Below are 26,436 nucleotides of genomic sequence, written 5' to 3'. Positions count from 1 at the left end.
CCGCCGCCGGGCTCTCGTTGCCCGCCGGAACGCCACCCTGCGCGGCGCGCACGGGCGCGGTGTCGACAGGGAGACGATCGCCCGCACGATCGGTCTGAGCCCCGTCCGTGTCGGCCAAGCGCTCCGTGGGGAAACCATTTTGGAGTAGCCCGCAAGTACGGAGGCCGGTGGTGGGTCACCTGCGAGGGGCTGCTTCGTCGACTTGCCCCGTGCCCCCGTTTCTGCGCTGTGGACGGGGCGTGGTCCTGTTCTGGATCGGGCTGTCAGCTGTCCGCTGCAGTCCCTAACCACCTGCGACGGGCTGATCCCCGTGACCGAGTCGCAAGGTACTTTCACTTCATGTCACTGACTCCCGACAGCGAAGTCCTTAGCCGCGACGAACTGGTCTCCTTCGTGCGAGAGCTGCATCAGGAGTTTGTCCGCAAAGGGCATGAATGGGAGAACCCGACCCTTGATACCTTCCTCGAGGCTCTGGCGGCGTGGATGCAGGATTCACCGGGCTGGTACCGGAACTTCGGGAAGGAGCTTCCCGAAGGTGGGGACTGGACCTTCCTGGCCCGAGCGTTGCAGGCTGCCACTGTCTATGAGTGAGCCGTCCGCTCCGAACGGTCAGGCCGCATCGAGCCACTCCCGGTAGGCGCTGGCGAGTTCGCCGTCGCGACGGAGCCCATGTTCGAGAGTGGAGTCGGCGGTCGGCGAGAGTCCGAAGTGACGGGCGGCGGCGGTGAGCGTGATGCTCTTGGACTGCCATCTGGCGCGGATGCCCTGGGGCGCGGTGAACTTCCCCGGTGCTGGTGTCGACCCGCTCGCTCGTGGTGTCGAACACGACCCGGAAGGCGGACGCCGGCTTCGACGAGACCCGCTCGACCCGCGGCAGCGCCAAGCCCCGTGTCCCGTTGCGCCCCGCGTCGTTGAGCCCGGCATGACGATCTTCAACTGCCGCGTTCTCGCCGCCGCGACCATCGCCGCCACCGCCGTCCTCGCCTCGGCCGGAGCGGCGTCGGCCGACAGCGTCGGCAACAACCTTCCCGGGCTCGGACTCCTGTCCCAGAGCTTCGGAAACGGCGACCAGCAGCACAAGGCCGCCGACACCCTGCCCACCCACAACGCCCTCAACAACGTCAAGATCCCCTGACCGAAGCCGGTCCTACGCCTCTTCTAACTGCCTCTCGTCCAGTGGCCCCGAGTACGGCGAGCAGCGTGCTTCGCTCGCCCCGCCGCTGGGCCGTAAGCGATACCTGCGGACGCGCCCAGCTGAGTTCGGGCATCAGTGTCGTTCCTTGCGTCTGTGTCGTATCCAGATTCCTGCGGCGGTTCCAAGGAGTGAGGCGGCCGCGAGCGCGGCCGTGGTCGGCCCGGGGCCCCAGGTCTGCTGGTCGTGGTCTTGGGGCGTGGAGGGCGACGTCGACGGAGCCCGCGGAGACCGGGTGGCATCCGTAACAGGCGAGGGATCCTGCGCCGGCACAGGGGTGTGGGTCGATGTGTCTGTGTCCGATGCCGACGGGGTGCCGGGAGATGAGGGGGCCGTGGTGACCGTCAGCCGCTGCTCGGCGTGGCCCAGTGCGGGCTGGCCGGCGTCGACGGTGATGTTCCAGGTGCCGGCCGGCAGGGTTTCGGTGGTGGTCCAGTCGGTGGGGCGGGTGCCGCGTACGAGCTTCCAGGGGCCGGCTGTGCGGCGGCCGTCGGTGCTGACGGCGCTGACCAGTGCCGCGACCGGCTGGTCGACGGCGTCGCCGTCGTTCTCCCAGGTGACCTTGGTCAGGAGGTGGCCGCCTTGGTGGCCGGTGATGACGATCTCCAGGTTGTGGCCGTGTGCGGCGGCCGGCTGTGGCAGGGCAAGGCCGAGGGCGAGCGCTGTGGTGAGGAGGAGCGCGGGTCGGGTCGGGGTGTGCATGGCGGTGCTCCGGTCCGGCGGTGGAGGGATGGCGGTGGGTGGGGGTTGGGCCGGTGTGAGGCTTGCGGGGGCGGGCCGCCGGTCGGCGGCCCGCCCCCTAGGCGTGAGGCGGTGGAGCATGCGCAGGTCCATCGGCGTCGGCCGATCCGGCCTGCGAGGGTGGGCTCAGCCGGTCTGGCGGGCTGTCCAGGTCTGTGCCGGGCGTCCGTCCGCCTGCTGGAGGTCGAGGAGCCAGGTCCCGTAGTACGGACGGTTGCTGACGGTCAGCGCGTATGAGCCGCTGCGGTCGGTGAGTGTGACCTGGCCGTTGCGGAGTGTCATGCGCCATTGCTGGGCGGGGGAGCCGGTGCCGCAGGGCTGCTGGGCCACCCACATACCGGGGGCGGGTGTGCCGCCGGGCTGCAGGCATTTGGCGGAGGCGGCTGAGCGGATGCGTACGAGTCCGTTGCCGGCGTCGTCGAAGTACCACTGCTGCTGCTCGTAGCCGTTGCTCTGGGCAGCGACCAGGACGGTGCCGTCGGCATTGCGGCCGCCCCACAGTTGGGCGCTCAGTCCGGTGCTGCCGTTGGAGAGCAGGTAGCGGGTGTTGGGAGTGGTGGTGCCGCCTGCCCCGGCGGTGCGGAAGGTTGTTGCCCGGCCAGGTCCGCTGTCACGGCCCTGGTCGTCGCGGACGGAGACGGCGATGGTGTGCGAGGTGCCCGGCCGGAGGTTGTAGATCCGCAGCGCGGTGCTCTGGACCCAGGTCAGGTGCCTGCCGTCGAGGAGCACCTGGTACCAGGTTGCCGTGCTGATCCGCGACCAGCTCGCGACGGCGGAGTCGGCCTGGATCTGGCCGACCGTCACATCGGGTCCGGCGCCTGGCCGCGGCCCGGTAGGCGTAGGAGTAGGCGTGGGAGTGGGGGTAGGTGTCGGGCTGGGCGTGGGGTTCGGGTCCGGTCCGCTGCCGCCGCCCTTGGTCCGCATGAGGAACTGGTTGTCGGCGATGTTCCAGTGCGTGGCGAGATAGCTGCCAGGCCTGGGGCTGGTGTGGAAGTAGTCGTCGTGGTTGCAGTCGAGGATGTTCTCGGAGGCCCGGTTGGTGCAGACGTTGCGCATCTGCGGGTAGTACGGGCTGTCGGAGTAGCACATGACGTCCCACTCGTCCGTACAGTGCGCGCCTCGGCTGGTGTTGGGTGCGCTGTTGTTGACCGCGCCCAGGTTGTGGCCGAGTTCGTGGGCGGCGGTGTGCCCGCCCCAGCAGCCGCTGTCGGTACGGCCGTAGGAAGGGCCGAAGTTGCTCAGGTTGGACTGGGCCGGCCGCTCGTCGCCGTTGAAGGTGCCGATACCGCAGTACACCTGGGCGTCGGCGAAGATCATGTACTTGCGGTCGCGCCGGTCCAGGCCCTTGGCGGCGAGCGCGCGGTTGGTGGCGCTGAACTCGGCCAGTGCGGAGTCGGGGAGCTCGATGTTGAGGACGGTGGGCGTGCAGTCCGCGGCGGTCACGTACCGGATGTGGCGGACGCCGCCGGTCTCTTCGGCGCTGGCCGAGTAGATGAGGTCGGCGTCGGCGGCCCACTTGCGGAAGGAGGCGAGGTACTGGGAGTAACGGTCGCGTCCGGGGCCGTGGACGTAGACGACCTGGACCCGGTTGCCGGTGCTGCCGTCGCTGTCGCACTGGACGGTCTGCCCTGCGGGCCCTGCGGCGGCGGTCGTGGTGGTCCCGGTGGCGGCCGCGCCGGTGGCCGTGGACGGGCTCGGCGACGGGCCGGCGGCCGTGGTACGTGGGGCCTGCGCGTCGACGGCGGGGGCGTCCTCTGAGGGGCCCTGGCTCGTGCGGGGCGCGGGCTGCCCCGCGGCCGGCTTTGCGGGATCGGTGGCGGGTGCCACGGACTTGACGGCGGGCGGGGTGTCCTTCTTGATGTCGACGCCCTTGGGTGGCGCGTCGGGGCCGTGGGTGCACAGACCGGTGGCGGTGGAGTAGACGCCCGCGCAGCGGTCTTTCTCGGGGGCTACCGCGAGCCCGTCGTACACCATGCCCCGGGCCGGTTCGTTGGCCGGCTTCTTCTGGAGAGGCTCGGGCTCCTCGGCCCTGGCAGGCGCGGCGGCGGGAACGGCGATGTCGCTGACGGGGGTCTCGGGTCGAGCGAGCGGAGTTCCGCCCGCATCCGCGCGCCCCGCCTCGTAGGCGATTCCCGCGGCGATGACGGCTGCGATGGCCATCGCGGCGGTGACGCCTATGAAGGGTCTGCGAGGCCGTGCCCCGCGTGCCTGGCTCTCCTTCGGCTTCCTATGTCTAGACATGCACACCTCAACTCTTTGGTCAGAAGACTGGGTGCGCGGAAGCCTGTCAGAACCTCCCGGTGAAGAATTCGGACAAACGGGAGAGTGGTCAAAGAATCCATTCCGTTACCTACGCCACCGTATCTGATGAACACTCAATGTCCTTAAGAATAAGGAGAGTTACGCGCGTCATGGAGCCTTGGTCCAGGCCTTTCCGGGGATCCTGTTATGCAATCGAAATAAACGCAGTCGGCTATTGACGCGAATTCAGTGAAGGATTCATCTAATTTCTCACCTGGCGAATCCTCTCGATCACCACCCGTGAGCACCGGCAGCGCGCCCGGCTGGCAAACCGCCCCAAGGGCTCGTCCTCCTGCCCGCAAGGACAGGTGCCGAGGCGTCGGTTGGGCGCCGGCAAGTGCGTACCGGGGACTGCGGCTTGCCGCTTTGAGGGGGAAACCGAGCCGTGGCCGGTGTGGAGGGCTGGCCGCCGGCCAACACAGGCCGTCATGACCGAAGGCCGCGTCGAGGCCGCGCGCTGGACCGCGCTCCGCTCCCCTTACGGCGTGGAAGGGCCCCCTGTTGCCGGCATGGAATCCCGCAGCGCCCATGAGAGGGGCGGGGCCGAGGGGCAGGCCGGCTGGCTCCGCTGTAACCGTCTCGTCTCGGTGGCGGAGCCCGTGACGCCAACGAGTGCTCGTCCGAGTGCGGTCAGCCCGCTCTATCGAACTGGCCCGCACTCATCGACGATCACGGTCGGCTCCAGCAGAAAGACATCCTGATCGACAGGGTCGTAAGCGATGTTGAATGTGTTGAGCCAGTACGACCAACCGCGGATTCCCAGGGCTCTGGTGAACCGGTAGTTCAACTGCCAGCGGACCGACTGCCCGGGAAGCAGTCGGACTGCCTGCAGCCGGCTCGCAGCCATGCCTCAGAGGTTCGAGACCAGATCGCCCTCCGGAAACCGCCTATAAGGTCCCTCCGGTCTCAGCGGCTGTTGTTGTTCCGAACTTGAGGAGTGCCGGTCGAACGGAAGTCACCTGAACTCCCGACCCGACCGGTTCCCCCCCCGCCATCGTGACCTCCGTGTCCATCACATCGAGCGGCAGCATGACCGCGCGCACCGGGTGGACGTCACGTCGCCGAGGTGCCCGGCCGCACGGCGAGGCCAGAGCACCCACAGGCACGACACCTGGCGTGCCGCCACCACCGGCGTCCTCGCGGCAGTGCGCAGCTTGTCACCCGAGCGGTGGGAGACGAGGACGTCCCCAACGGCCAACCGGCGGCGACTGTGAAAATCGCTGTCCGATCATCGGTGCACGGTGATAGACATCCGGCGTGGAAAAGACTCTTGAGTTCCCTGACCTGTTGCGACTGATCGATGAACGGTCGACCGCCTTCCGCGCCGTGGTCGCCGCCGCGCCCAGTCTCGACGCGCAGGTGCCGAGCTGCCCCGGGTGGACGCTGTTCGATCTGGTGAAGCACCTGGGTGGGGGAGACCGTTTCTGGGCCGCCATTGTCGCCGCGGGGTCTGCCGACGGTCCCCCGGCCGAGGCCGTCGCCGCGCGCGCCGCGCTGGAACTGCCGCAGGAGCGTGAGGCCCTGCTGGCCTGGCTGGACGCGTCGACGCAGCTTCTGCTGGACGCCCTGCGCGCGGCGGGACCGGAGAGCGGTTGCTGGACGTGGTGGCCCGCGTCGCAGTCACCGCAGACCGCCGGCGGCACCGCCCGGCACCGGGTCCAGGAGACCGCGGTGCACACCTACGACGCCCAGCTCGCCGGAGGCTCCCCGCAGCCGCTGCCGGTCGAGCTGGCACTCGACGGTGTGGAGGAGTTTTTGTTCACCGTCTGCGCGACGCCGAGTGCCTGGCCGCACAAGCCCACGGCCTTCGACTTCCACGCCGCCGAGGGCCGCTCCTGGCGCCTCACCGTCGACGGCGACGGCGCACGCATCACCCGCATACCCGCGCCCACCGCCGCGACCGGCGAAGACCCGGACGCAGCCGGCGCCTCCGTCCACGGCACGGCCAGTGAGCTGGTCCTCTACCTGTACGACCGGATCAAGGCCGAATCCTTGCACGTCGACGGAGACGCAGGGCTGCTCGACCTGCTCCGCGCCTGGGAGCCGGAGGAGAAGTAGGACGTAGCGGGGGCGGTTGGCCGCGCCTCGAGCCGGTAGGACACGACTCTTCGCCAGGTTCGTCAGTCGCGGCACCGGGCTCAAACCCGCGAGGCGGCGTCGGGGCGTCACCAAGCCGACCGTCTACCTGGATGGCCGTGCGAATCTGTCCGTCCCAGCGATCACGAGAAGCGACGCGACTGCCGTGCATGACAGCAGGGCCTCTTGGTGGCTCGAAGGGTCTCGAATCCAACGTGCGGTCCAGGAGGCCCTGTTGTCGCATTTCTACGGCAACGCGAGAGTGGGGTCCACTTCAGCCACTCTCGCGTGTGACTGTCTGGCCCACAGGTTTGGGAACGCCAGAGACCACAGGGCGCACAAGCGTCGGTATCCCACCGACATGCCGGACGCCGAGTGGGCGGTGGTCCGGCCACTGCTGCCGATGCCGGGCTGACTGCGGGGCCGGGGTGGGCAACCGGAGGCCTTTCGGCACCGCGCGATGCTGGACGCGATCCGCTACCTGGCCGACAGCGGCACGAAGTGGCGGGCTATGCCTGCTGACTTCCCACCGTGGGACCGGTCTACGCGTTCTTCCGGCGCTGGCGCAACCACGATCTGGTCCGCGAGTTCCACGACCGGCTCCGCCGCCTGGTCCGCGAGCGGGGCGGGCGGGACTCGGAGCCCTGCGCGGGCGTGATCGACTCGCAGTCGGTCAAGCGGAAGCGGTCGTCGGCTCTGACAGCCGTGGCTTCGACGGCGGCAAGCTGATCAACGGGCGCATGCGGTACGTCGTGGTCGAAACCCTTGGCCTGCTGCTCGCGATGACCATCGCCGGCGCGGAGGCGACGGCCCACTGGTCGATGACGATGCTCGTGACCCGGCCGCGTTGCCGGCCACGTCCTTCGCGAGCGTGCATCGGCCAGGTGCCGGCTCGATCAGCCAGCCGTCCGCCGTGAGCTGCTGCTTGGCCTTCGATCGCTGTGCCTCCACCTTCCCGGTACGGGGTCCAGGCCGAAGCAGGCGGCCATCTCCTGGCACGTCAAAGCTCCTTGACCGAGTTCGTTACGGTCGCTGAGGGCCTGCAGGATGTGCTGGTACTCGACCGACGGTGCCGCCCAGGCTGGCCCCGCGCGCCACACCGGCACCGCTGTTTTCGGCTTCGCCGGTTCGGGCCGCGCCGGCACAGTGGGAGCCGGCAGTCCCTCGGAGGCGGCGGGGTGGACGACGGCGTCGTTGCCCGGGGCCAGTACCTCGCCAACGCGTGAGCGGGCGATGACCCACTCGTTCCACTCCCGCCTAGCCACGGCCAGCTCCGCCTGGAGGCGGTCGGCCTCCTCTCGCAGATCGTCGACACGACGGCGGAGCGGTGAGCTCACGCTGTTCCAGCAGTCCCACGACCGACGGCATCCTCGACCTCCACCAAAGCAACGACACGACACGCCACCATTGCGACGAGACCGCCGGCCCTGTGCCTGACCAGCGAGAACGCAGTCCTCAAGCCCGGAGAGGCAACAACCTCTCACCTACGCAGCCACGCTTGCCGATCAGTTCCGCATCCGTGGCGCCGACGCTCAGGGCGTCAACCACGGGCGGGTACCCACGTCGGTCATCCTGCGTTGCTCCCCGCCTGCGCGGGGACGGTCCCAACAGAGGCGAACTCTCTGGGGGCGAACCTGCATACCCCGTGACCCGGCCAAACGAGAGCTGACCGACATGGTTGAGCGCGCATACACGGTCGCTTCCTCGCGACCTCCGGAGCGCAGCTGCTTGCACACAACGGCGCGGGCACCGGTCCCCGCCGGGCTGACGTCGGCGGGCGCCCCGGGCGGTGGAGCCCCCGGGCGCCGGGCGCCGTATGGTTCGACTTCACCCATGCGAGAGGAACGACGCGATGCTCGGCTATTGGCTGGCGGTCGCCCGCCGGCTGGCTCTACCCGCGCTGGCGAGCGGCGCGGTGTTCGCGGCCGCCATGACCGCCGCGCTGGTCCTGGGTGGCGGCACGCCCTGGAGCGGGGCCGCCCCCGAGGCTCTGGTCGCAGGTGCGGCGGTCGCCCTCGCCTTCGCTGCTGTGCTGTCCACCTCCACCGTGGTGAGCGCGGCCCGCACCGCCCGCCGGTACGGAATCACGCTCGGCCCTGAAGCCGTGGCCCTGCCCGCCGTCCGTGAGGTGCGGGTACCTGTCATCGAGGGCAGAACCGCCTTTCAACTGACGGACAGCGTGCGGTACGAGGTCGAGAGGGACCCCGTCCTGCGGTTGGACGAGATCACCGCGTTCGGGCACGGCGCCCTGGACCTGTCCCTGCGCGGGCCGTCAGACACGACGGTCTCCGTACGGGTGCGCATCACGACCGGGCCGAAGGAGACGGCCGCCGTTGTGGAGGCACGTCCAGCGGCCACGTACAAGCGGCTGGACGCGGCGGCCTGCTGGGCCGTCGCCCGCGTCGTCGAGCAGCGCGTGGCGCAGGCCCTGCGCGCCGAGGCGGCGGACAGCGGCTCCGCCCGCTGACGCCGGGCCGCCCACGCGGTCGTGCCATGGCCGCACACGCCGTGGCGGCCCCCTCATCATCCGCCGGCCCCACGCGATCAGCCCTCAGCACCAGTACTGCTACGCATGGATCACGCACCTGCAGGAGGATGGCGTGCGGATCCAGTGCTCCTGGACGCCGCTGGCCACGATGACGGGAGTTGACACCGGGTGGGTGACCGGCGGCACGGCCCGAGGAAACCACAGAGGCTCGGCGGCCGTCACGCGGTCCCTCACGGTCAGGGCCGCGCGGTCGCGCACCCTGGACTCCTTGGCGGCCTGCCGCCGGTCCGAACCCGCCAGTTTCCCTCCCCGCAAGGGCGAGCCACAGTCACCGACCCGCCGACGTGCCGCGCGTCCTGCCGGGCACCCCCCCCGCGACTGGACCCTCGCCGGCGGCGCCGTGGAACTCGCCCTGGCCGCCGGCCTCGTTCACCCGGCCACGCACCGGACGAGCGCACGCGCCACGGCCCTGTTCTTGGCGGCGGTCTTTCCGGCCACCGTGAAGATGGCGCACGACTGGCGCCATCGGTCCACGCCGGCCAAGGCACTCGCCTACGCGGGGCTCCCGCTTCAGGTTCCGCTGAACCTGTGGGCCCGCAAGGCGGCCGGGACCGCCGACAGATGAGCCTCGGCCGAGCAGGGTGGGGGAATCGAGCCGTTCCGTACATCCGGACGATGGAGGACCTCGACCGCATGCGGGACCTGATTCCTGGGGACTGGATCAACGACTACGGCTGGCGCCTACAGGAGGGTCGCCGGTGAGCGGTGCCGGGGCGGTTGACTCGGGTCTGGGGCCATGCTGACGCGTAGCTTCCGGTGGGCGTCGACGCTACCGTGGAGTCACGGGGAGCCACGCGCGTACCTCTCGGGATCGCGTCGGTCGAGTGGAGCGGAGGGATCGCTTATGGATGCCGGCTTGACCGCAGCGGAGGTCACGCCCTACGTCGTCACCGCGATCAGTGCCTACGGGACGGCCGTACTCACCAGTGCCAGAGACCAGGCAGCCGACGCCACCGTGTCGCTCGGCCGGGAGATCCTGGAGCGGTTCACGCGCCGCAACCGACGCCGGACGGAACTCGAATCAGCCGTCCGAGACGTGGCGGAGGACCCTCAGGACGCCGACTCCCAGGCGGCCCTGCGCGGTCAGCTGCGCCGCATCCTCGAAGGCGACCCCGAGCTGGGCGACGAACTCGCCGCACTGCTCGCCCAGTCGGGCGCCCGCGTCGCGGCCACCGGTGAGCGTTCCGTGAGCGTCGGGCAGATGTCCGGCGGGACCGTCGTCACCGGCGACAACAACCGGATCAACGGGTGACCTCCGAGCCGTCACCTCCCGGTGGCCGCTGGGTCGCGGCCGAGCACATCATCGATTCCGTCGTGGTGGCAGGTGACGGGAACATCGTCATCTACTACGCCGACGGAGGCCACGCAGAACCCGCCGCGCCGGCCTCACGCGCCGACGCGGAGCGCCTGCTCTTCGGCCCCGAGCCGGCCGCCCCGACGTCCCGGCCCTGGACCTGGCTGAGCCCCGAGGCCGCGCCGCACCCTTTGGTGAGCCGGCCCGAGGAATCCGACCTGGTGGAGTGGGCCCGCGACGGGCGGGGCACCGTGGCGAGGCTCGTCTGCGCCCCCTCGGGCCAGGGCAAGACGACCCTGGCGCGACAGGTCTGCGCCCGGCTGAGGGGCCTGGGCTGGACCGCGGGCATCCTCGACCTCGAACGCGCCTCCGCCCCGCACTCCGCCGGCGCGGCGGCGATGGCCGGCTCCCTGTCCCGGTCCGTCCGCCGCTGGGACCGGCAGCTCGCCGCCGTCGCGGCACTGCCGCGCTTGTCGGGACGGGCTCTGCTCGTCGTCGACTCTGCCGAGGTGCACCGGTCCCGGATCGAAGAGCTGCTCCGCACCGTCACGGAACTTTCCACCACGCACGACGTGTCGCCCGTCAAGCTCCTCCTCCTCGCACGGGACACGGGGGAGTGGTGGGAGGAGCTGTCCGTCGGCAGCCACCGCCATCAGTGGATCGAACGACGAGTGGCACGGCTCCCACCCGTCACGGAGGGGATGGGGGCCGCCGAGCTGGACGCGGTGTGGCGCGACGCGACCGGCGGATTCCTGCGTGCCGCGGAGCAGGCGGGCATGCGCGTGACCGCCGACGCGGCGCACAGGATCACTGAAGGCCGCCGCACCGCCGTCCACACCACCCTGCATCTGTATGCCGCGGCGCTGCTGCGTGTCCTCGACGCCGTGGAAGGACGGACCACGTCGCTGCACGAGGTGGAGCACCCGATCACGGGCCTCATCGAACACGAACAGCGTTACGTGGCAGGTGTGTTCACCGCCGCCGGCGTTCCGGTCGACCACGAGCGGGCGCGGTTGCTCCTGGCCCTGGTCTGTCTGCACGCCCCACCGGACGAACCGTCCGCGCTGCGTACCCTGCGGCGTGTCGACACGACGTCACCGGACGGCGACCTCGCCAGAATGGCCAGAGAACTGCAGGTCCTCTACCCGGGTGGTGACCGTTCGCGGTGGCGGGCCCCCGGACCGGACCGCCTGGCAGACTCGGTGCTGCACATGCTGGCGGTCCGCAGCCGCTCGGACGGAGAATCCGAGCAGCTGTTCCGCCGCCTGTGCGCGACGGACGACTGGTTCGAGGGCAGGGCCTGTGCCCGCGTCCTCATCAGGGCGCTGGCGACGGCGTACGACGAGCCGACGACCTTGGCCGAGGCTTCTCGCCGCGTCGACGGCGTCGTACGCACTCTGCTTCTCGAGCACCCGCGTGCCTTTGTGCCGGCCGCGCTGGACCTGGCCCCCGACAGGTTCGAGCATCAGATCCTGGCAGCGGTCGCAGCAGGGAGTGCGACCTCTGGCGCCTCCGTTCTGGCACGCTCCGAACTGGAGGCGCTCGACCTCCTCGTCGGCTCAGCCCCGGCCGGCGACAGCCGGGCGAGGATCTCCGTGGCGATCTCCGCACGTCTGCTGGACTCGGAAGGGGCGGCGGCGCGGCACGGTGGTACGGGGGCGTGGCAGACGAGCGCCCGGGTGGCGAGACTCGCAAGATACGCTCGCGATCTGCGCCGGACCGACGACGCCGAGGGCGCCACCCGCGCCGCGGAGGAGGCAGTGGCACTGGCGCGCCGGATGCGTGAGTCCGGCGATGCGGCGGTCAACGGACACATCGCCCAGCAACTGTCACGGGCGAGCGGCGATCTGGCCGCCGCCGGCATGGACCACGCTGCCCTGGCGGTCAGCACCGCGGCAGCGGAGAGCGCATGGGCGTCGCTGTCCTCTCCGGCACCTCTGAACGCCGCGCAGCGAGCCACTGTCATGAGCAGGCACGCCCAGAGGCTGTTCGACCGCGGACAGACGACGGCCGCCGTCAACTGCTCAGGGGAGGCGTTGCAGCTGTACCACGACGCCGCCCTGCGCGACCCTGGCCGCCACGACCTGGAGCTGACCGGCGCCATGGCCGACTACGGCGCGAAGCTACGGGCCCTGGGGCGCCCGCAGCAGGCGGCGCCCCACCTCGCCGAGGCACTCGCCGCCTACCGGAGGCATCTCGCGGCTGACGACCGGCCGGGCATCCGGTACGGCCTAGCGAGGGCACTCCGTTCGTACGGAGCCGTCCTGCGCGATCTCGGACGGGCGGATCAGGCGATCCTCCATGCGGAGGAAGCGGTGCGAGTGCAGCGGGGTCTCACCGCCCTGGATCCCGACTCGGGATTGGAACTCGCCGCCGCGTTAGGCCAGTTGGGGGCGATGCTCGCTGAGGCCGGCTCTGCGGATGCCGCTCGCCGTCACCTCGAGGAGGCCGTCGGCAGACTGCGCAGCCCGCACGGCGAGCCACAGGCGGAACAGGAACTGGCGAGCGCGCTGCTCAACCTGGGGGCACTGGAAAGCTCGTGCGGCGATACGGCGCGCGCCGTGAGCCTGCTCGAAGAGGCGCTGGCCCTCCAGAAGAACCGGGCTCCGCGGAGCGAGGCCTCGATCGACGAAGTCAAGGCCACCGCGCACAACTTGTCGCTGGCCCTGTGGAGATCAGGGGACGACGGACGGGCGCGGGAAGTCCGGGCCCGTTACCACCTGGACACTCGGCAGGAGGAACGACTCCCGTCCGGCACACGAACGGTCGCGGAGCTCAAGGCCGAGATCCCGCCGGTCACCGACGAGATGAGGGCCGCCGCACGACGGATGCCGGGAGCTTATCTGTACGTGATCGACCCCGCCTTCGATCCGCACGGTGAGGTGCCGGGGCACGGAGTCCAGGGTGGGTTCAGCATCGACGCCGACGGCGAGATCACCGGGTACCTGGCCAACGATCGCTATCGTCCAACGCCCGTCGCGCTGAACTACCCTCCGCCTACGGACGCCGTGGACCAAGCCGCACAGGCGGCCGGGACGGGCTACGCGCCCCCTCAGGCGGTGGTGCGGGCGCTCGAGTCGGCCACGATCGGGGTGGCGGGCCCGGCCCCCTCCAGGAAGGTGTTCCGGAGGAAACCCCGGGAGACGGCCGTCTTCACCGCACCGAGTCACGTGCCCGACGGCGTCGAGCTCACCTGGATGTCGGGAGCGGAACTGCTGGCGTCACTCCCGCCGCGGACCGTGATCCGCATCAACCCGGGCACCCCGGTCGCCTACCGCCTCGACAGGTCGGAAAGCCCTGACCGGGGCGCAGCCGCTCCCGGCCCGGTCGAGACACCCGCCTCGGACGAGACACGAGCCCTGGACGAGACAACTTCCCCGGCTGAGACAGCCTCTCCGACGGTGCCCCCGTCCCCTTCTCCGACTGAGGCAGCTTCTCCGACCGTGCCCCCGTCTCCATCGACACAGCGACCGCCTTCCCCGTCCCCCTCCGCCCTCCCCGAGGACGAGATCGCCCAGCTGTGCGCCCGTCATGCCGCCGGTGAGCCGGTCCTCGGCCGGCTCGCGGCCACGTTGAGCAGGAGCAGAGTCTGGTACGTCGTCGCTGAACGTGGCGAGGAGCGCAGCATCGTCGTCGCTCGGGTGTGGGACGGCCGCTCCGCCGTCTTCGTCTACAGCTCGCGCGCGTACGCCCCCGCCGTCGGCGTGCTCGGCTTCGTCGAAGGGAGCCGGTTGGCCGAGGCGATGATGAGCGACCTTCTCAGAGAGATCCCCGCCTCCACCTACGTGGTGATCAACAACGAAGGCCCCCATGCGTTGCAGATCGCGGCTTCCGCGCTGCTGGCCTACGGCTAGGCGGCGCGCGGTGCGGGCCCGCCGGACTCGGGCATCGGCTCCACCGGCCACGGCAGAGTCCTGGACAGCGCCTCCCGCTCGGACCGGGCGCGGTGCGGGCGGGTCTGGAGATCCTCAGCAGCGGGATGATCTCGTCGCGCGTGATGTGAGGCGTGCCTGAACGGCGCCCGCCGCCTTCTGGAGGGACCATTGTCTCAGGAGCGCCCTTGCATCGCCGTCGACGAGAGGAGGGTCCGGTGACCGAGCAGCTGGTACTGGCGAGCTGGAACGAGGGCCCGGTCAGGCAGGCGGTCCTGGACTACGTCCACGGGGCGACGACACCGGGGGCGGCGTTCGTCGAGCCGGCCGACCGCATCGCCACGTTCGACAACGACGGCACGTTGTGGGTCGAGCAGCCGATGCCACCACAGTTCGACTTCGTTTTTCGCGCCTGGGAGGAGGAGGTGAAGGCCGACCCTTCGCTCGCGGCTCGGCAGCCGTACAAGGCCCTCGTGGAGCGGGATCAGGGGTTCTTCGAGGCCTTGGCGACACAGGACCCCGAGGCGGTGGCAACCCTGTTGGAGGCGTTCGCCCGGTCGTGGGCGGGCACGACTCCCGAAGAGTTCGACGCGCAGGTGCGCGAGTGGACCACGACGGTCCGGGACCCGCGCTTCGGTGTCCCGTACGTGGAGCTGGTCTACCGGCCGATGCTGGAGCTGTTCGACCTCCTGCGCGCGAACGGGTTCCGGGTGTTCGTGTGCTCGGGCGGCGGCCGCGACTTCATGCGCGCGTTCGCCGAGGACACCTGGGGGATCCTGAAGGAGAACGTCATCGGCTCCGCGGCCTCCTACGCCTACACCGACGGCAGGATCGTCCGCACCCGCGAACTCCTCGGCGGCCTGGATCTGGGACCCGGCAAGCCCGAGCACATCTTCGCCCACACCGGCCGACTGCCCGCCTTCGCGGGCGGAAACGCCGACGTCGACATCGAGATGCTCCGCAGCGCCGCGTTCGCACTGCTCGTCCGCCACGACGACGACCAGCGCGAGTACGCCTACACCAAGGGCGCCGAGACCTCTCTCGCCACGGCGAAGCAGCTCGGCTGGACTGTCGTGAGCATGAAGAACGACTGGGCGACCCTGTTCTGACCAGGAGGCCGCGTTGCACGACCTGACCGCCATCGACGTGCTCGTCGACCCGGACGAGACGACTCTGCGGAACGCCCACACCTGGAACGCACGGATGCGCGAGAGCGTCCCGGACGGCTTCGCCCTGGACGCTTCCCACCAACCGCACATCACCACGCTCCAGCGCTACGTCCGAACGGCCGACCTGGACGACGTGTACGACGCCGTCCACCGGACCCTGGCCGCGACCGACACCAGTGCCCTCACCTACCAGGCCTTCGCGATCGGCCACGCCGACTGGGGCGTGCCCGGCCAGGGCCTCGCGGTCATCCTCCTGCGCCCCAGCCCGCAGGTCCTCGCCTTGCAGGCCGCGCTGCAGGCCGCGATCTCCCCGTCCACCGAGTCCGGCGGCACGGCCGCCGCCTTCGTCACCGACCCCGGCGAAGACATCAGCCAGAGCACTCTCGACTGGGTCGACGGCTACGTCCCCGCCCAGATCGGCCCCGACCGGTACACCGCTCACATCACCGTCGGCTTCGCCACCCTCGACGACCTCAGGACCATCGAGGCCGAACCGTTCGACGCCTTCACCGTCCGCCCGGCCGGCATCGCCGTGTACCAGCTCGGAGACAACGGAGCCGCCCGCAAGCTCCTCCGAAGCTGGCCCACGACGGACTGACCTGACCTGACCTGACCTGACCAGCCCGGGCCCGGAGGTGTCTCAGGCGTCGAGGCCCTCCGGCACTCCTGCCGCGCCGGTGGGCCCCGGACGATATCTGGCCGGGCTACCGGCCTTCCATCGCGGTGCGGCTGGTGGCGTCGACTGAGACGGTTCCCCCACAGAGGCAGCGGTACGCCGTTGGTGCAATCGGCGAGGGTGCGAGCGAGGCGTTCCGTGCCGGCGTCGTCGAAGTGCAGAAGGTGTGTGTGTCTAGCGGACGACCACCGCCTCCGGGATGCGGGGTTTGCCCTCTCCCGCCGCGTTCCAGGCACAGACGAAGGCAACGTAATGGTGTCCCGGGGTGAGGCCTTCCATCCGAGCGGAGCGGGCCGAGGGGGCGTAGCCGCGGATCGTGGACCACACGAGCGGTGTGTCCAGGTCGTACACCCACAAGGCGTAGCGGGTGATGGTGTCGGAGTAGGGGCCGGTGGACGGGGTCCAGCTGACGTCGATGGCCCCGGCCCCCGGCGTCACGGTCACGCTCTCCGGTGGCGCAGCAGTGGTGGGGCGGGCGGTGCCGCCCACCGGCGCGGACCATTCCGACACGCGATCGCCGGTGTCACCTGCGACCGCGCGCACGCGGACCTCGTACGTGTGGCCCTCGTACGGCTGGCCGGTGAACTGCCAGGACAGGTCGAAGCGGTTGGCCGGGGTGGGACCGCCAGGCTGCCAGGCGGCGTCCGGAGCGTTCGTGGTGTCGCGCCACTGGATGTCGTAGGAGTGCGCGCCCAGGATCTTGGACCAGGTGACGGTGACTCCTTGCTGCGTCCCGTCGAACCGCAGGTCGCCCGGGGTGACGATGCTGAAGGGCACGACCGCGGCGGGCTCCCTGGGGTCCTGCTCGCCCATGCCGAACGCGTGGTGCAGGGTGCTGCCGAAGGCACGGGCGATGCGGTACTCGCCCCAGGCGTTGGGGTGCAGCCCGTCGTACGTCGACGGGCACGTCGTGCCGGCCGGGTCGCAGCCGTAGGCGGCGTCGATGTCGGCCAGCGCGACCGGTGAGTCGGGAGTGCTCCAGGTGGGAACGGCTTCGGCCAGAGCCCGGTTGTAGTCGGCCGTGCGCTGGGGAAGCTGCGGGTTGGCCCTGCCCAGGGAGGTGCGCTGGGGGACGTTGCCGACCACGATGCGGACGTGTGGGTTGACGCTGCGGGCGTTGTCGACGAACTCCTTCATCGTCGGGACGAGGCCGGAACCGGCGCCGAGCCATCCGATGTCGTTGAACCCGAGTTCGACCAGCAAGGTGTCGGGGAGTTCGCCGCTCCCCTTCAGCCCGTTCATGACCGAGGCGATGGTGCGGGTGCTCTGGCCCAGCTGGCGGCCCCACATCGCGTAGTGGCGTGATCCGGTGGCGAGGAACTGCGGCGATGTGTTCGCCGAGTAGACGCCCGTGAACCTGGCGGGATCCGGCTCATCGGCGGGCGCCGGCGGTTCCACGGACGGGGGTTCGGGGGCGCGGGCCTCGTCGGCGTTGTGGGTCCCGGACAGAGGACCGACGAAGGTGGCCCCGAGACCTTCCTCGCGGGTCCACTCCCACAGCCGCTGTCGCCAGGTGTGGTTGCCCTCGTACCCGTTGCTGATCGAGTCTCCGACCACGAGCACGTTGCCGATGTTCCAGCGGGCGGGCGGCTCGGGGGTGCCCACGTCGTCGTCGCCCGCCGTGGACTCGAAGCCCCAGGTGTACGGCGCCGTAGCGATGATCATCGTGGAGTTCAGGAACTTCCGCTCGGGCTGCAGGTAGACCTCGACGTTCGCCGCCCGGTGGGAGATGCGCCCGTTGTCGAACGCCCATTGCACCTCGGGGAGGTCGGACACGCACCCGGACTGGCTCACGTCGATCGAGCCCCGCCCCGACCGCGAGACGCACCAGCCGCTCTTGAAGGCAAGGAGGTACCGGTCCGGTGCGCTGCTGAACCGGACCTGGACGGTCTGCCGCGACCTGTTGGCGGCCGTCATCTCGCGCAGGCGGATGGGGGTGGTGACGTCGGTGAGCGCGGCCCCGGGGACGTCCGATGCGGTCAGCACGTACGTCATGCCCGGAATCGGCCTGTCGCAGTCGGAGACCGACCGCTCAGGTCGTGGTGGCCCGGGCAGGCCGACGCAGCTCCCGTCCACGATGTAGCGTACGTAGTAGTGGTCGGAGTTGTACCCGACGCGGAGCGCGTCGATGGTGTTGTTGTTCCCGTAGCTGATGTACGCGAAGTCGAGCTCCCGGCGCCCCTGGTGGGTGGCCTCGCCGGTGGCCACGATGTGATTCTGGAACCTGGTCTCGATGTGGCCGGGATCGCCGTTGAAATCGGCCAGGACCACCCAGTCCTGTCCGGGGGCGTGATCCCTCATCCATATCATCGCCGCGTAGATGATGTCCGAGTCGTTGTTGGGGCGTTGTCCGAGCGACCGGGCGTGGGCGTTGAAGTACCAGGTGGTGCCGAACTGCACTCCCATGATCGGCCGCGCTTCCTCGTGCCCTGCGTAGAGCTGCACCGCGTTGACAGCCGTCAGGCGGGACACGATGGCCAGGCCGTTGCCCTGCTGGCCGGTGTCCATCCAGTAGATGTTGACGACGTCGGGGTCCGCGTCGGTCCCGACGCTGTACACGAATTCGTGGACGCCGGGATTGGGAAACACCCGGTCGGTCAGTGTGGCGCGCGGCGGCGGCTCGTTCCCCGCCTCCTGCAGGGCCACCACGTCCGTCTGCCGGTCGTTGAGGATCCTCGGAAGGACGGTCGTCCAGCGCGACTCGGGTATGCCACCGCCCCAGTCGCTCTGGCCGAGCATGTTCCACTGGGCGATCGTCCGATTGAACGGGGGGTCGGCCTGCGCGGGCGCGGCGGCCGGTCCCAGGACGCCGAGCAGGGCGGCGATGAGCGCGAGCGTGGCACACACGGCGAACCAGCGGCGAGTGTGCTTGGGCGTTAAGTCCACCTGTTTCACTCCGACTTCAAGAGAGAACGATTCGCGGGCGGTTAACCCTACTGATCAGTAGTAGTCGGGTGTGCCAGGGCCCTGACCGGGGGTCCGGGGGCCTCATGACGGTTTGCGATGTGCGGCGCCATCGCTGCGCCAGTGGGTGCACGACGCCGGCGACGACGAGGTGGGTGGCGGTGACGGTGTCGGGGGGCGAGGTGGCGGCGTGGCGGGTGGTGCTGGCTCATGTCGGCCGTGTCGTGTTCCTCGCGGTGGTAGCTGTAGATGCGGGCAGCGTTGGCCTGCATGTGCCTGGACATGGGGCTGCTTCAGATGGAGGGGCGGATGCCTTGTCCGGTGCATCAACTGGGAACAGCTATGCGGATAGGCATCATGATCGAGTCGCCGTTGGAAGGCGCTCGTCACCTGAGCTGCGCGTTCACCCAGGCGGGCTCAAGTCCGGTGCGTTGGTGGTGCTGCAAGTCGTTAGTCGCTGATCGGGGTCATGCGCCCCCTGCGCTCCCGGACGCCGATCAATGCCCTGGTGCGGATAGCTACGATCGGCGGCCCAGGCTCTGAACAGCCGACTCACCCCACCTGAGAGAAGGCACGTCCATGCCCAAGCGCACTACCATGTCTGAGAGCAGCACGCAGCCCCTCATCGAACTCCGCATGGGTGGAGTGCACTTGACGGTGGAGCGCGTGCCCGGATGGCTCATCGGTCTGATCACCACACTCGGTGGCGCAGGGCTCACGTGGTGGACTCAGCAGTAGCCCTACGGGATCCCCTCTTCACCCAGCCGTGGGCGACGGCGATGGTGACGACGAACGCCCAGCCGGCGTCGAAGCTGACGTGGCGCCAACGGCAGGGGCAGGTGGTCATGCAGCGCCACCTGTCGGCATGACCACCTCGTTCCTTTCCGCCGCCGCGCCGCCTGCGGTGTGCGGCCTGGTCGGCCGGAACGGGGATCACGGCCCGGATGCCGCGTCTGCGCAGATGGTGGCGGATGGCGCGGGATAGTCCGATGGCGTGATCGGCCGGCTCGCCGGCCGAGGCCCCGTGTTGCGGGCCCCGGCGGCATGCTGGTGGGCACGCACGATCGTGGAGTCGACCGCGACCGCCCATTGCAGGTTCTCATCGGCGTCGGCCCGGGCGACCAGGGCGGTGAAGACCTGTTCCCAGGTGCCGTACAGGGCTCACATCCGCAGCCGGTTGTAGACGCCTCTCCAGTTGCCGTACTTCTCTGGCAGGTGGACCCACTGGTTCCCCCCCAACGTGGGTGCAAAGAGGATGGCCCGCCCAGGCCGAGATCGTCTTGACGACCTCGCCCTCATGGCGCTGACATGCTCAGATAGGCCTCTGAGGAGCGCTGACCTGCGCCTTGCTCCCGGCTACCGCACCGTAGAGGTCCACCACCGCGGAGATGCCGCTGCGGCGCTGGCCGATCTGGATGGGCATCGCCAGGAGGGGGGTCGTGCTGCTCCTCTGCATCGCCCGGGACGGCGGCGTCCAGGTATGTGACCGGATCACCGCGACCTCCACGCTGGCTGAATGCGGAGTAGAACGCTCGGTCGAACTCCTTTCGGCCTGGGCCGCGGATCCGACGGTTCCCTCGGACGCCAGAGTTCTTGCCGCGCGCTCCTTCGCCGTGTTGGGGTCACTCTCGTCGCCCACATGGCGCCGCCCGGGACACGCCGGTCCCGCCCAGCCATGGTGGGCGCGCGCGGTGCAGTCGTCAAACTGCCCCGTCCCACATACTCGGAACAATGAGCCAGCGATCCGACAGTCACATGATCCGCCGGACGGGTCCGTACCCTCACCGGCCGGCTCCCTCCCGCGGCGGGTGCCCCCTGGACGGGCCGGCGCAACCTGATGGTGCGTGGCCTGCCCGCACGCTGGGGCATGCGGCGTTGCGAACGCGGAGATCTTGAATGTCATTCGTCAGGCTCTGCAGTCCGGAGAGGCACTGAATGATGCGTACGCGTCGCCGTTCCACCCGAGAGGTGTGGTGAGGATGACGCCGTCGGGGTGGGGCGCGGCGTTGAGGCCGGCCCTGCCGCAGGACGGTGGAGAGGGCGGTGGCTGTGGCGGCTCTGAGATGGGCGAACTCGGCCAGTGCGGGCCGGTCAGTGTGGGTGGGGTGTGCGCGGATCGTGGTCTGGACGAGGTGGTCTGTGGGCCAGGTGACATCGACTCCGTATGCGTGCTCGTGCAGGCGCTGGCCGCTGTCGGGGCCGTATCCGGCGGTGGCGAGTACGACCCCGGACGGTGTCGAGCAGTTCGTGGGCCATTGCGATCTCCCACGGTGGGGTCCGTCACGCCGCTGCCGGACGGTGCGGTGGGCGTGCTGCGGCGGGGCCGACGACCGTCAGCGGAATCTCCAGTCCCTCACACAGCCGGCGGGCGCGGGCGAGGACGCTGACGGACGCCGGTGACGGGTCGGGGGTGGGCAGCTGGATCCGGACGTGACGCGGGCGGTGCGTGAAGAGAAGTGTCTCGATCTGCGGACCGGGCTCGGCCGGAGCGGACGCGGGCCGGGCGGCCTGGACGGTGAACAGGTGCTCGGTCTCGGTCAGGCGCAGCAGGCGGTCGACCCGGGGGCCGAGTGCGGTGAGCACCAGGGTTTTCCCGGCCCGTTCGGCCCGCCGGTTCAGGCGGAACAGCATGTGCAGACACGAGCAGTCGCAGAAGGTGACAGCGGACAGGTCGACGTCGAGGCCGGAGACGCTGACGTCCAGGGCCGCGGCGAGATCCGCACCCAGCTCGTCGGCGTCCTCGATGTCGACCTCGCCGCATACGCGAGCCAGTGCCCGTTGGTGCCCGGGTTCGAAGTCCACGGCGACGACGGACGGTTGAGCGTCTCCGCTGATGTCTGCCCCGACGACGGTGGTCGGGCGGCGGGGGTGAATGGTCATGGCCTGTCCCTCCGTTGTCTCGAAGGAAGGTCTGGCGGCCCAGTGGGAGGAGTCCGGGCCTCCGAGTGAGCGGATCCATCGCCGTGCTTGCGGTGGTCGTCTGCGGTAGGGCGTGGGGTCGGCTGGTCGAGGTCGACCAGCAGTTGCAAGAGGTCAGCGATCTCGTGGTGGCCCTCGGCCGGGTGACGGAAGAGAGTCCCGGGTGTGACCTCGTAGTGGTTCCGTCGGCCGTGGCGTACCCGGGTGAGGTATCCGGCGGTCTCGAGGTCGGTGACGATGGCCTGGGCCGCCCGTTCGGTGAGCCGGCAGTTCTCGGCCAGGTCCCGCAGCCGGATTTCCGGGTCGCCCAGGATCATGGCGAGGATGCGGGCGTGCTGCGTGACGAACGTCCAGCTGGTCCGAGGTTCTACCGGCTCCATGTCCGGAATTATACGATTTGGAACTCCGGTTTCGCCAGACGTGAGCCCCGATTCCTGTATCTCCGGCCCCCGGCCGACACCCGGCGCAAGCTGAATCCCCCCAGTCCAGTACGCGACGACTCTCACCGTTTCACGCCAGGAACAATCGGGCAGGCGCGACATTGGAGACTAAGAGGAGACCGCAATGGAAGAGCAAGGCGGTGCCGGGGGCGTGCCTCACAGCCCCCGACGCACCGGACGGCGCAGCGAAGAAGGCACAGCCGCAGCCGACACCGACGAGGCGAGCCGCTTCGACCGCCCAGAACCCCGAACGGACCCTGTGACGGGACGACGGCGCTGGACCGGCCCGAAGGCCCGCGAGGAGAAGCGAGGCGACAGCGATGCCTGACACGAACATCTGGGGATACGCCCAGGACGTCGGCCATCGGCTGGGAGTCGACCTCATCGGCTACACGGTCGAGGCGACGGACGGCCCCATCGGAAAGATCGACAAGCACTCCGAGGAGGTGGGCTCCTCCTACCTCGTCGTCGACACCGGAGCCTGGATCTTCGGCAAGCACGTCCTGCTTCCCGCCGGCACCATCCGCCGGATCGACACCGCGGAGGAAAAGGTCCACGTCGACCGTACGAAGGACGAGATCAAGAACGCGCCCGAGTACGACGATGCCCGACACGCAGGCGAGCCCACCTACCTCGAACAGTTCGCCCGCTACTACGGCATGCCCCACATGTGACGGAGCGGCTGCGCGCGGCACGAAGACACGCCGGCCTCGGGTGATGGGGCGCACGCCCAAGTCCCGCGACACGGGTTCAGCGGAACCCGTGTCGCGGTGCCACCACGGTGAACATCGCCCCGCAGGAGTCGGTGAGGTCGATCCACCTGCTCGTGGTGGTCGTGTAGACGGGAGCGGCAGTCATCCCTCCCCCTCTTTTGCTGCCGCGATCGTCTCTTCCAGATCCGGGACGGGAAAGTGGACGTTCCAGCGCTGGCGGATCCGAGGGTCCGGCACGTCGTCGACCGCGCCACCGCTGATGTGGGCGACGGCGGCGTGACCATGGTGCACTGCCACGGCCTACTGTCCAGTCCGGGACGACCGGTCCCTCCCAGAACCCAAAGACAGCTCCGGCCGGGTCGGCCGGCAGCCCGGCTCTGCCGGTACCGAAGGCGCAGGGGCCCACGGCCATCGTCGCTCCACGTTCGCCGATTGCGGCAGCGGTGACATCGGCGTCGGCGAAGTAGGGCGTCCACGCCCCGGCAGATCGCGAAGTAGGGCGTCCACGCCCCGGCAGATCGAAGTAGGGTGTCCACGCCACCGGCAGATCCAGTCGTTCGGACAGTGCTCCGATCCCCGCAGCGGGCACGCCCTCCTGAAGTGCGACCGAGACTGACCCAACACGGGGCGCTCGCGATCTCGTGGCTCGACGTGGACACGGCCCTCTCCCCTCGGATCAGTCATGGGAGACGGGACACCTTCAGCCGTGATCCCGCCCAGCGCATCGACAGGTCAGCGGGGGCCGTAGGGGCGGACCGTGTCGCATCTGTCGCCGCGCGCCGGGATCAGGGTGGCAGCCTGGTGAAGCAGGGAGCGCCGCCATCCAGGGGGAGGCCGGACGGCGGCACCCGTCGAGCGAATGCCCGTGGTGTGCCGCTTCATGCACACGGCGGAAGTTGATGGAGATCAACATGGAGGCACGGGGCGTGGCAGCCGCCGAAGCGCACCGGCGTACCGGCGTACACGAGCCAGCGGCACATGAGTGATCACCTGGATCCCTTGCGCGCCGTCAGGGCTTGAGGAGGTCTTGATCACGTCGTCGCTCCTGGCTTGGCATCTCGTAGTGCTGCGGGCGCCTCCTGGTGCGTCGGGGGCGCCCGCCGTGTGCGTCAGGTGGTGAGGAGCCGGTTGAAGAACGAGCGGTACTGCCGCAACGCCTTGCGCAGGCTCTCCGTGTCGACGTCCTCGCCCTCGTTCCACTGGCCCTCCAGGTCCTTCTTTCGGTCCCCGAAGGTTGCGGCGAGCTTTCGGATCACGTCGGTGACGAGCGCGTCGGCCTCGTGCACGGCCTCGCGGGGGTCGTCGACGAACCGGCTCTGGATCTCGTGCCAGCGGTGACGGAAGGCCTCCTCGTCAGCGGAGTCGAGCAGCCGCGCGGGGGCTCCTTCCTCGCCCGCCTCCCCGGAACGGCCCGCCTCCCCGGAACGGACGGTGGCGTCCTCGCCGAGCCCTGTCGGGGTGTCGGGTTCACGGTCGCGCTCGGGGGCCGTGTCGGTGTCGGTGCCGGAACGGTCGCCGGTGCGGAGGCCATTGCCGGCGCCGGTTTCGTGTTCCGGTCCGGTGTCTGCGGCCGTGCCGGTGTCCACGCCGCTGTCCGCGGCCGTGTCGGAGGCGCTCCCGGCCTCGGTCCGGGTGGGGGCGCCCGTGTCGGTTCCCCTGCCGCGACCGGCGTCGCGCTCGTCGCGGCCGACGTCGGTGCTTTCGCCGGGATACATGGGCGGCGCCGCGTCCGCACCGTCGCCGGACTGCTCCCGTGGGTCGTGCTCGCGCATGTCGTGCGCCTCCTCGTCAGGTCCGGCCGGGACGGGGAGCGTCACCGTCGGTGAGAAGTTCGTCGAAGAGGGCCCGGTAGTGCACCATCGCTCCTCTCAACTGTTCGGTGGTGGCCTGCTGCGAGGAGCTGAGCGCGTTGATCTCGTGCGCCGCCCGGTAGTGCTCCAGCGTCTGGCCGTGTGCGACCGAGAGGTCGCGCGTCTGCTGCTCGAAGCCCTCCGTGGGATAGCCCCGCTCGCGCATGAGCGCGGTCACCAGGCCGTCCGCGTCGTGCACCGCTCCCTCAGGGTGGTCCACGAACTCTTCCTGAACACCACGCCACCGCTCGGCATAGCGTTCCCGCGTCCCGCTCGACAGCGGCTTGATGTCCAGGGCCTCATGACGCTTCTCACGAGCCTCGAGGTCGTACTCGGCGGCCCGCTTGCTTCCGGCGTCATCGACCGTCCGGTCGTACTCGGGCCCGAACTGCTCGCGCAGCCGCCGACGACGCCGCCCGCCCACAGTGATGGCCAGCACGATCACCACGATCACCACCGCGACGGGTATGACGATGGCGAGAATCGTTCCTGTCGACATCGGCCTCGCTCCCTTGGGTCTCTTCCCCGTGCGCACGGCGGCTGCCCAGTCGGAGCGGCCTGAAACAGCTCTCCCCGCGCGGACCGCCGCCGCACCGAAGCGCCCGGCCGCAGCGCCTCACCGGGCGAAACGTGCGGCGGGTACGGGAATCGGATTCGGGGTAGCCGCCCCGTGCCGACGTCAGACGTGGTCCGCTGCCGCGGGCCACGGTCGCCCGGGAGGTGCCATGCCCCATGCCGTACTGTCCGCCGCGCAGATGCCTCAGCTGCGGCTGTGCGCACTGCCCGGTGTGTACCGACCACAGGCCGACACCTGGCTGCTGGCCGACGCCCTCGCCCGAGAGGAGCTCGGGCCAGGCACGACCGTGATGGAGATCGGCACCGGCACCGGTGCCCTCGCGCTCCACGCAGCCGCCAGGGGAGCCCGTGTCACGGCGGTGGACGTGTCCTGGGCAGCTGTGATCGCTGCGTACCTGAACGCCCTGCGGCGGCGGCTGCCGCTCCGCGTCCTCCACGGGGACTTCGCCACCCGCGCCTGCGGGCAGCGCTTCGACCTCGTGCTCTCCAACCCTCCCTACGTCCCCTCGCCGAACCCGCGGCTGCCGACACGCGGCGCCGAAAGGGCCTGGGACGCCGGTCCGACCGGACGCATGGTCATCGACAGGATCTGCGCGAAGGCCGCGTCGATGCTGCGACCCGGCGGCGTTCTGCTCATGGTCCACTCCGGCATGTGCGATGCGCGGTCCACAGTGCGGCAGTTGGAGGGGACCGGGCTCACCGCCCGGGTGGCCTTCCGCACGCTCGTGCCATGGGGGCCGGTCCTGCGGGCACGACGGGCGTGGCTGGAGGAGCAGGGGCTGGCCGACGAGGGCGACGCGTGGGAAGAGTTGGTGATCATTCGTGCCCAGCACCCCTGACCGCTCCCCGGCCTCTCCACTCCGCTCCGCCCGCCGCGTGATGCTCGACCACCAAGGGCCCGTGCTGATCGAGGGCCCGGTGGAGATCGTCCTGGAGGACGGTACGGTCGCGCGCTCGGACCGTTTCGTGGTCGCCGTCTGTACCTGCCGGCGCAGCCGAAGCTACCCCTGGTGCGACACCAGCCATCGCGCACACCGTCGGAAAACGTCGGCCCCAGGGAAAGGAAGCTGCCCGTGATCCCGCGGCACTCCGACGCCCTCGCGCACGACCCCAGCCTGGTCCAAGGGCGGGGCGAGATCTCGGAGGCCGTCGTCAGGGCCCTGAG

Annotated in this window: 22 protein-coding genes and 3 pseudogenes; 14 read left to right on the top strand and 11 right to left on the bottom strand. The window is 70.1% G+C overall.

Features of this window, described 5'->3' with window-relative positions; translation table 11 throughout:
• Window positions 1-339 precede the first annotated feature (339 nt).
• Both IE237_RS06035 and IE237_RS06030 read left to right on the top strand, forming a co-directional pair.
• On the top strand, window positions 340-591 hold the full coding sequence (locus tag IE237_RS06035; protein WP_189800765.1) for a DUF7660 family protein: 252 nt from the start codon (window positions 340-342) through the stop codon (window positions 589-591).
• Window positions 592-922: 331 nt separating this feature from the next.
• On the top strand, window positions 923-1,135 hold the full coding sequence (locus tag IE237_RS06030; RefSeq protein WP_189800764.1) for a hypothetical protein: 213 nt from the start codon (window positions 923-925) through the stop codon (window positions 1,133-1,135).
• 132 nt (window positions 1,136-1,267) lie between these two features.
• Here IE237_RS06030 and IE237_RS06025 read toward each other — a convergent pair whose 3' ends face one another.
• From IE237_RS06025 to IE237_RS06015, 3 genes and pseudogenes are all read right to left on the bottom strand, one after another.
• Window positions 1,268-1,894, bottom strand: a complete 627-nt coding sequence (locus IE237_RS06025; RefSeq protein ID WP_189800763.1) for a hypothetical protein — start codon at window positions 1,892-1,894, stop codon at window positions 1,268-1,270.
• A gap of 165 nt (window positions 1,895-2,059) precedes the next feature.
• Entirely contained in the window at window positions 2,060-4,093 is a 2,034-nt protein-coding gene (locus IE237_RS06020; RefSeq protein WP_229842328.1) for an RICIN domain-containing protein, read from the bottom strand.
• A gap of 781 nt (window positions 4,094-4,874) precedes the next feature.
• A pseudogene (locus IE237_RS06015) lies at window positions 4,875-5,069 on the bottom strand (hypothetical protein); the annotation flags it as partial.
• A 422-nt stretch (window positions 5,070-5,491) separates the two neighbouring features.
• Between IE237_RS06015 and IE237_RS06010 the strand changes: the two are divergent.
• From IE237_RS06010 to IE237_RS06000, 3 genes are all read left to right on the top strand, one after another.
• Window positions 5,492-6,292 carry a maleylpyruvate isomerase family mycothiol-dependent enzyme gene (locus tag IE237_RS06010; protein ID WP_189800762.1) on the top strand — a complete coding sequence of 267 codons (801 nt, stop codon included), beginning with the start codon at window positions 5,492-5,494 and terminating at the stop codon, window positions 6,290-6,292.
• A gap of 549 nt (window positions 6,293-6,841) precedes the next feature.
• Window positions 6,842-7,039 (top strand): hypothetical protein, encoded by a 198-nt coding sequence (locus tag IE237_RS40530; RefSeq protein ID WP_229842560.1) that lies wholly within the window; start codon window positions 6,842-6,844, stop codon window positions 7,037-7,039.
• Window positions 7,040-7,050: 11 nt separating this feature from the next.
• Window positions 7,051-7,227, top strand: a complete 177-nt coding sequence (locus tag IE237_RS06000; protein WP_189800760.1) for a hypothetical protein — start codon at window positions 7,051-7,053, stop codon at window positions 7,225-7,227.
• Here IE237_RS06000 and IE237_RS41705 read toward each other — a convergent pair.
• Window positions 7,145-7,678: pseudogene (locus IE237_RS41705) on the bottom strand (hypothetical protein); the annotation flags it as partial. The gene IE237_RS06000 and the pseudogene IE237_RS41705 overlap by 83 nt on opposite strands.
• Window positions 7,679-8,162: 484 nt before the next feature.
• Between IE237_RS41705 and IE237_RS05995 the strand changes: the two are divergent.
• From IE237_RS05995 to IE237_RS05970, 6 genes and pseudogenes are all read left to right on the top strand, one after another.
• Window positions 8,163-8,777 (top strand): hypothetical protein, encoded by a 615-nt coding sequence (locus IE237_RS05995; RefSeq protein WP_189800759.1) that lies wholly within the window; start codon window positions 8,163-8,165, stop codon window positions 8,775-8,777.
• Between the two features lie 359 nt (window positions 8,778-9,136).
• A pseudogene (locus IE237_RS05990) lies at window positions 9,137-9,423 on the top strand (DoxX family protein); the annotation flags it as partial.
• Between the two features lie 291 nt (window positions 9,424-9,714).
• A complete protein-coding gene (locus tag IE237_RS05985) occupies window positions 9,715-10,110 on the top strand; it encodes a hypothetical protein (protein WP_229842326.1) in 396 nt (131 codons plus the stop codon).
• Window positions 10,107-14,006 (top strand): type VII secretion system-associated protein, encoded by a 3,900-nt coding sequence (locus IE237_RS05980; protein ID WP_189800757.1) that lies wholly within the window; start codon window positions 10,107-10,109, stop codon window positions 14,004-14,006. Before IE237_RS05985 ends, IE237_RS05980 begins: the two co-directional genes overlap by 4 nt.
• A 236-nt stretch (window positions 14,007-14,242) precedes the next feature.
• Window positions 14,243-15,133: an HAD family hydrolase gene (locus IE237_RS05975; protein WP_189800756.1), complete on the top strand. Its 891-nt coding sequence runs from the start codon at window positions 14,243-14,245 to the stop codon at window positions 15,131-15,133.
• Window positions 15,134-15,146: 13 nt separating this feature from the next.
• A complete protein-coding gene (locus IE237_RS05970; protein WP_189800755.1) occupies window positions 15,147-15,791 on the top strand; it encodes a hypothetical protein in 645 nt (214 codons plus the stop codon).
• Between the two features lie 252 nt (window positions 15,792-16,043).
• Here the strand turns inward: IE237_RS05970 and IE237_RS05965 are convergent, their stop codons facing one another.
• From IE237_RS05965 to IE237_RS05955, 4 genes are all read right to left on the bottom strand, one after another.
• Entirely contained in the window at window positions 16,044-18,755 is a 2,712-nt protein-coding gene (locus IE237_RS05965) for a fibronectin type III domain-containing protein (protein ID WP_189800754.1), read from the bottom strand.
• A gap of 733 nt (window positions 18,756-19,488) precedes the next feature.
• Window positions 19,489-19,620, bottom strand: coding sequence for a hypothetical protein (locus IE237_RS41290; protein ID WP_268253686.1), 132 nt, complete (start codon window positions 19,618-19,620; stop codon window positions 19,489-19,491).
• 1,433 nt (window positions 19,621-21,053) lie between these two features.
• Window positions 21,054-21,653 (bottom strand): STAS domain-containing protein, encoded by a 600-nt coding sequence (locus IE237_RS05960; RefSeq protein ID WP_189800753.1) that lies wholly within the window; start codon window positions 21,651-21,653, stop codon window positions 21,054-21,056.
• The gene (locus IE237_RS05955; RefSeq protein WP_189800752.1) at window positions 21,650-22,072 is read right to left on the bottom strand and encodes a helix-turn-helix transcriptional regulator; all 423 of its coding nucleotides are present in this window, start codon (window positions 22,070-22,072) and stop codon (window positions 21,650-21,652) included. The genes IE237_RS05960 and IE237_RS05955 overlap by 4 nt, the downstream gene beginning before the upstream one ends.
• A 380-nt stretch (window positions 22,073-22,452) precedes the next feature.
• On the opposite strand from IE237_RS05955, the gene IE237_RS05950 reads away from it, so the two are divergent.
• Window positions 22,453-22,806 (top strand): PRC-barrel domain-containing protein, encoded by a 354-nt coding sequence (locus IE237_RS05950; protein ID WP_189800751.1) that lies wholly within the window; start codon window positions 22,453-22,455, stop codon window positions 22,804-22,806.
• A gap of 180 nt (window positions 22,807-22,986) precedes the next feature.
• Here IE237_RS05950 and IE237_RS40520 read toward each other — a convergent pair whose 3' ends face one another.
• From IE237_RS40520 to IE237_RS05935, 3 genes are all read right to left on the bottom strand, one after another.
• Window positions 22,987-23,142, bottom strand: coding sequence for a hypothetical protein (locus tag IE237_RS40520; RefSeq protein WP_229842324.1), 156 nt, complete (start codon window positions 23,140-23,142; stop codon window positions 22,987-22,989).
• Window positions 23,143-23,954: 812 nt separating this feature from the next.
• A complete protein-coding gene (locus IE237_RS05940) occupies window positions 23,955-24,617 on the bottom strand; it encodes a hypothetical protein (protein WP_189800750.1) in 663 nt (220 codons plus the stop codon).
• A gap of 16 nt (window positions 24,618-24,633) precedes the next feature.
• Entirely contained in the window at window positions 24,634-25,194 is a 561-nt protein-coding gene (locus tag IE237_RS05935) for a hypothetical protein (RefSeq protein ID WP_189800749.1), read from the bottom strand.
• A 226-nt stretch (window positions 25,195-25,420) separates the two neighbouring features.
• Here IE237_RS05935 and IE237_RS05930 point away from each other — a divergent pair, with 226 nt between their 5' ends.
• Window positions 25,421-26,110, top strand: a complete 690-nt coding sequence (locus IE237_RS05930) for a HemK2/MTQ2 family protein methyltransferase (protein ID WP_229842321.1) — start codon at window positions 25,421-25,423, stop codon at window positions 26,108-26,110.
• Between the two features lie 40 nt (window positions 26,111-26,150).
• Window positions 26,151-26,348: a CDGSH iron-sulfur domain-containing protein gene (locus IE237_RS05925; RefSeq protein WP_189801565.1), complete on the top strand. Its 198-nt coding sequence runs from the start codon at window positions 26,151-26,153 to the stop codon at window positions 26,346-26,348.
• Window positions 26,349-26,436 lie beyond the last annotated feature (88 nt).

Source organism: Streptomyces tanashiensis, assembly GCF_014648895.1.
In the GTDB taxonomy this organism is placed as follows: Bacteria; Actinomycetota; Actinomycetes; order Streptomycetales; family Streptomycetaceae; genus Streptomyces; species Streptomyces tanashiensis.
This window is presented reverse-complemented; position numbering and strand designations above follow the sequence as displayed.

Excerpts from the sequence above, each read along its gene's own strand:
- IE237_RS06035 (WP_189800765.1), top strand. The coding sequence starts at position 340 with ATGTCACTGACTCCCGACAGCGAAGTCCTTAGCCGCGACGAACTGGTC.
- IE237_RS06030 (WP_189800764.1), top strand. The coding sequence starts at position 923 with ATGACGATCTTCAACTGCCGCGTTCTCGCCGCCGCGACCATCGCCGCC.
- IE237_RS06025 (WP_189800763.1), bottom strand. The coding sequence starts at position 1,894 with ATGCACACCCCGACCCGACCCGCGCTCCTCCTCACCACAGCGCTCGCC.
- IE237_RS06020 (WP_229842328.1), bottom strand. The coding sequence starts at position 4,093 with ATGGCCATCGCAGCCGTCATCGCCGCGGGAATCGCCTACGAGGCGGGG.
- IE237_RS06000 (WP_189800760.1), top strand. The coding sequence starts at position 7,051 with ATGCGGTACGTCGTGGTCGAAACCCTTGGCCTGCTGCTCGCGATGACC.
- IE237_RS05995 (WP_189800759.1), top strand. The coding sequence starts at position 8,163 with ATGCTCGGCTATTGGCTGGCGGTCGCCCGCCGGCTGGCTCTACCCGCG.
- IE237_RS41290 (WP_268253686.1), bottom strand. The coding sequence starts at position 19,620 with ATGACCACCTGCCCCTGCCGTTGGCGCCACGTCAGCTTCGACGCCGGC.
- IE237_RS05960 (WP_189800753.1), bottom strand. The coding sequence starts at position 21,653 with ATGACCATTCACCCCCGCCGCCCGACCACCGTCGTCGGGGCAGACATC.
- IE237_RS05955 (WP_189800752.1), bottom strand. The coding sequence starts at position 22,072 with ATGGAGCCGGTAGAACCTCGGACCAGCTGGACGTTCGTCACGCAGCAC.
- IE237_RS05950 (WP_189800751.1), top strand. The coding sequence starts at position 22,453 with ATGCCTGACACGAACATCTGGGGATACGCCCAGGACGTCGGCCATCGG.
- IE237_RS05940 (WP_189800750.1), bottom strand. The coding sequence starts at position 24,617 with ATGCGCGAGCACGACCCACGGGAGCAGTCCGGCGACGGTGCGGACGCG.
- IE237_RS05935 (WP_189800749.1), bottom strand. The coding sequence starts at position 25,194 with ATGTCGACAGGAACGATTCTCGCCATCGTCATACCCGTCGCGGTGGTG.
- IE237_RS05930 (WP_229842321.1), top strand. The coding sequence starts at position 25,421 with ATGCCCCATGCCGTACTGTCCGCCGCGCAGATGCCTCAGCTGCGGCTG.
- IE237_RS05925 (WP_189801565.1), top strand. The coding sequence starts at position 26,151 with ATGCTCGACCACCAAGGGCCCGTGCTGATCGAGGGCCCGGTGGAGATC.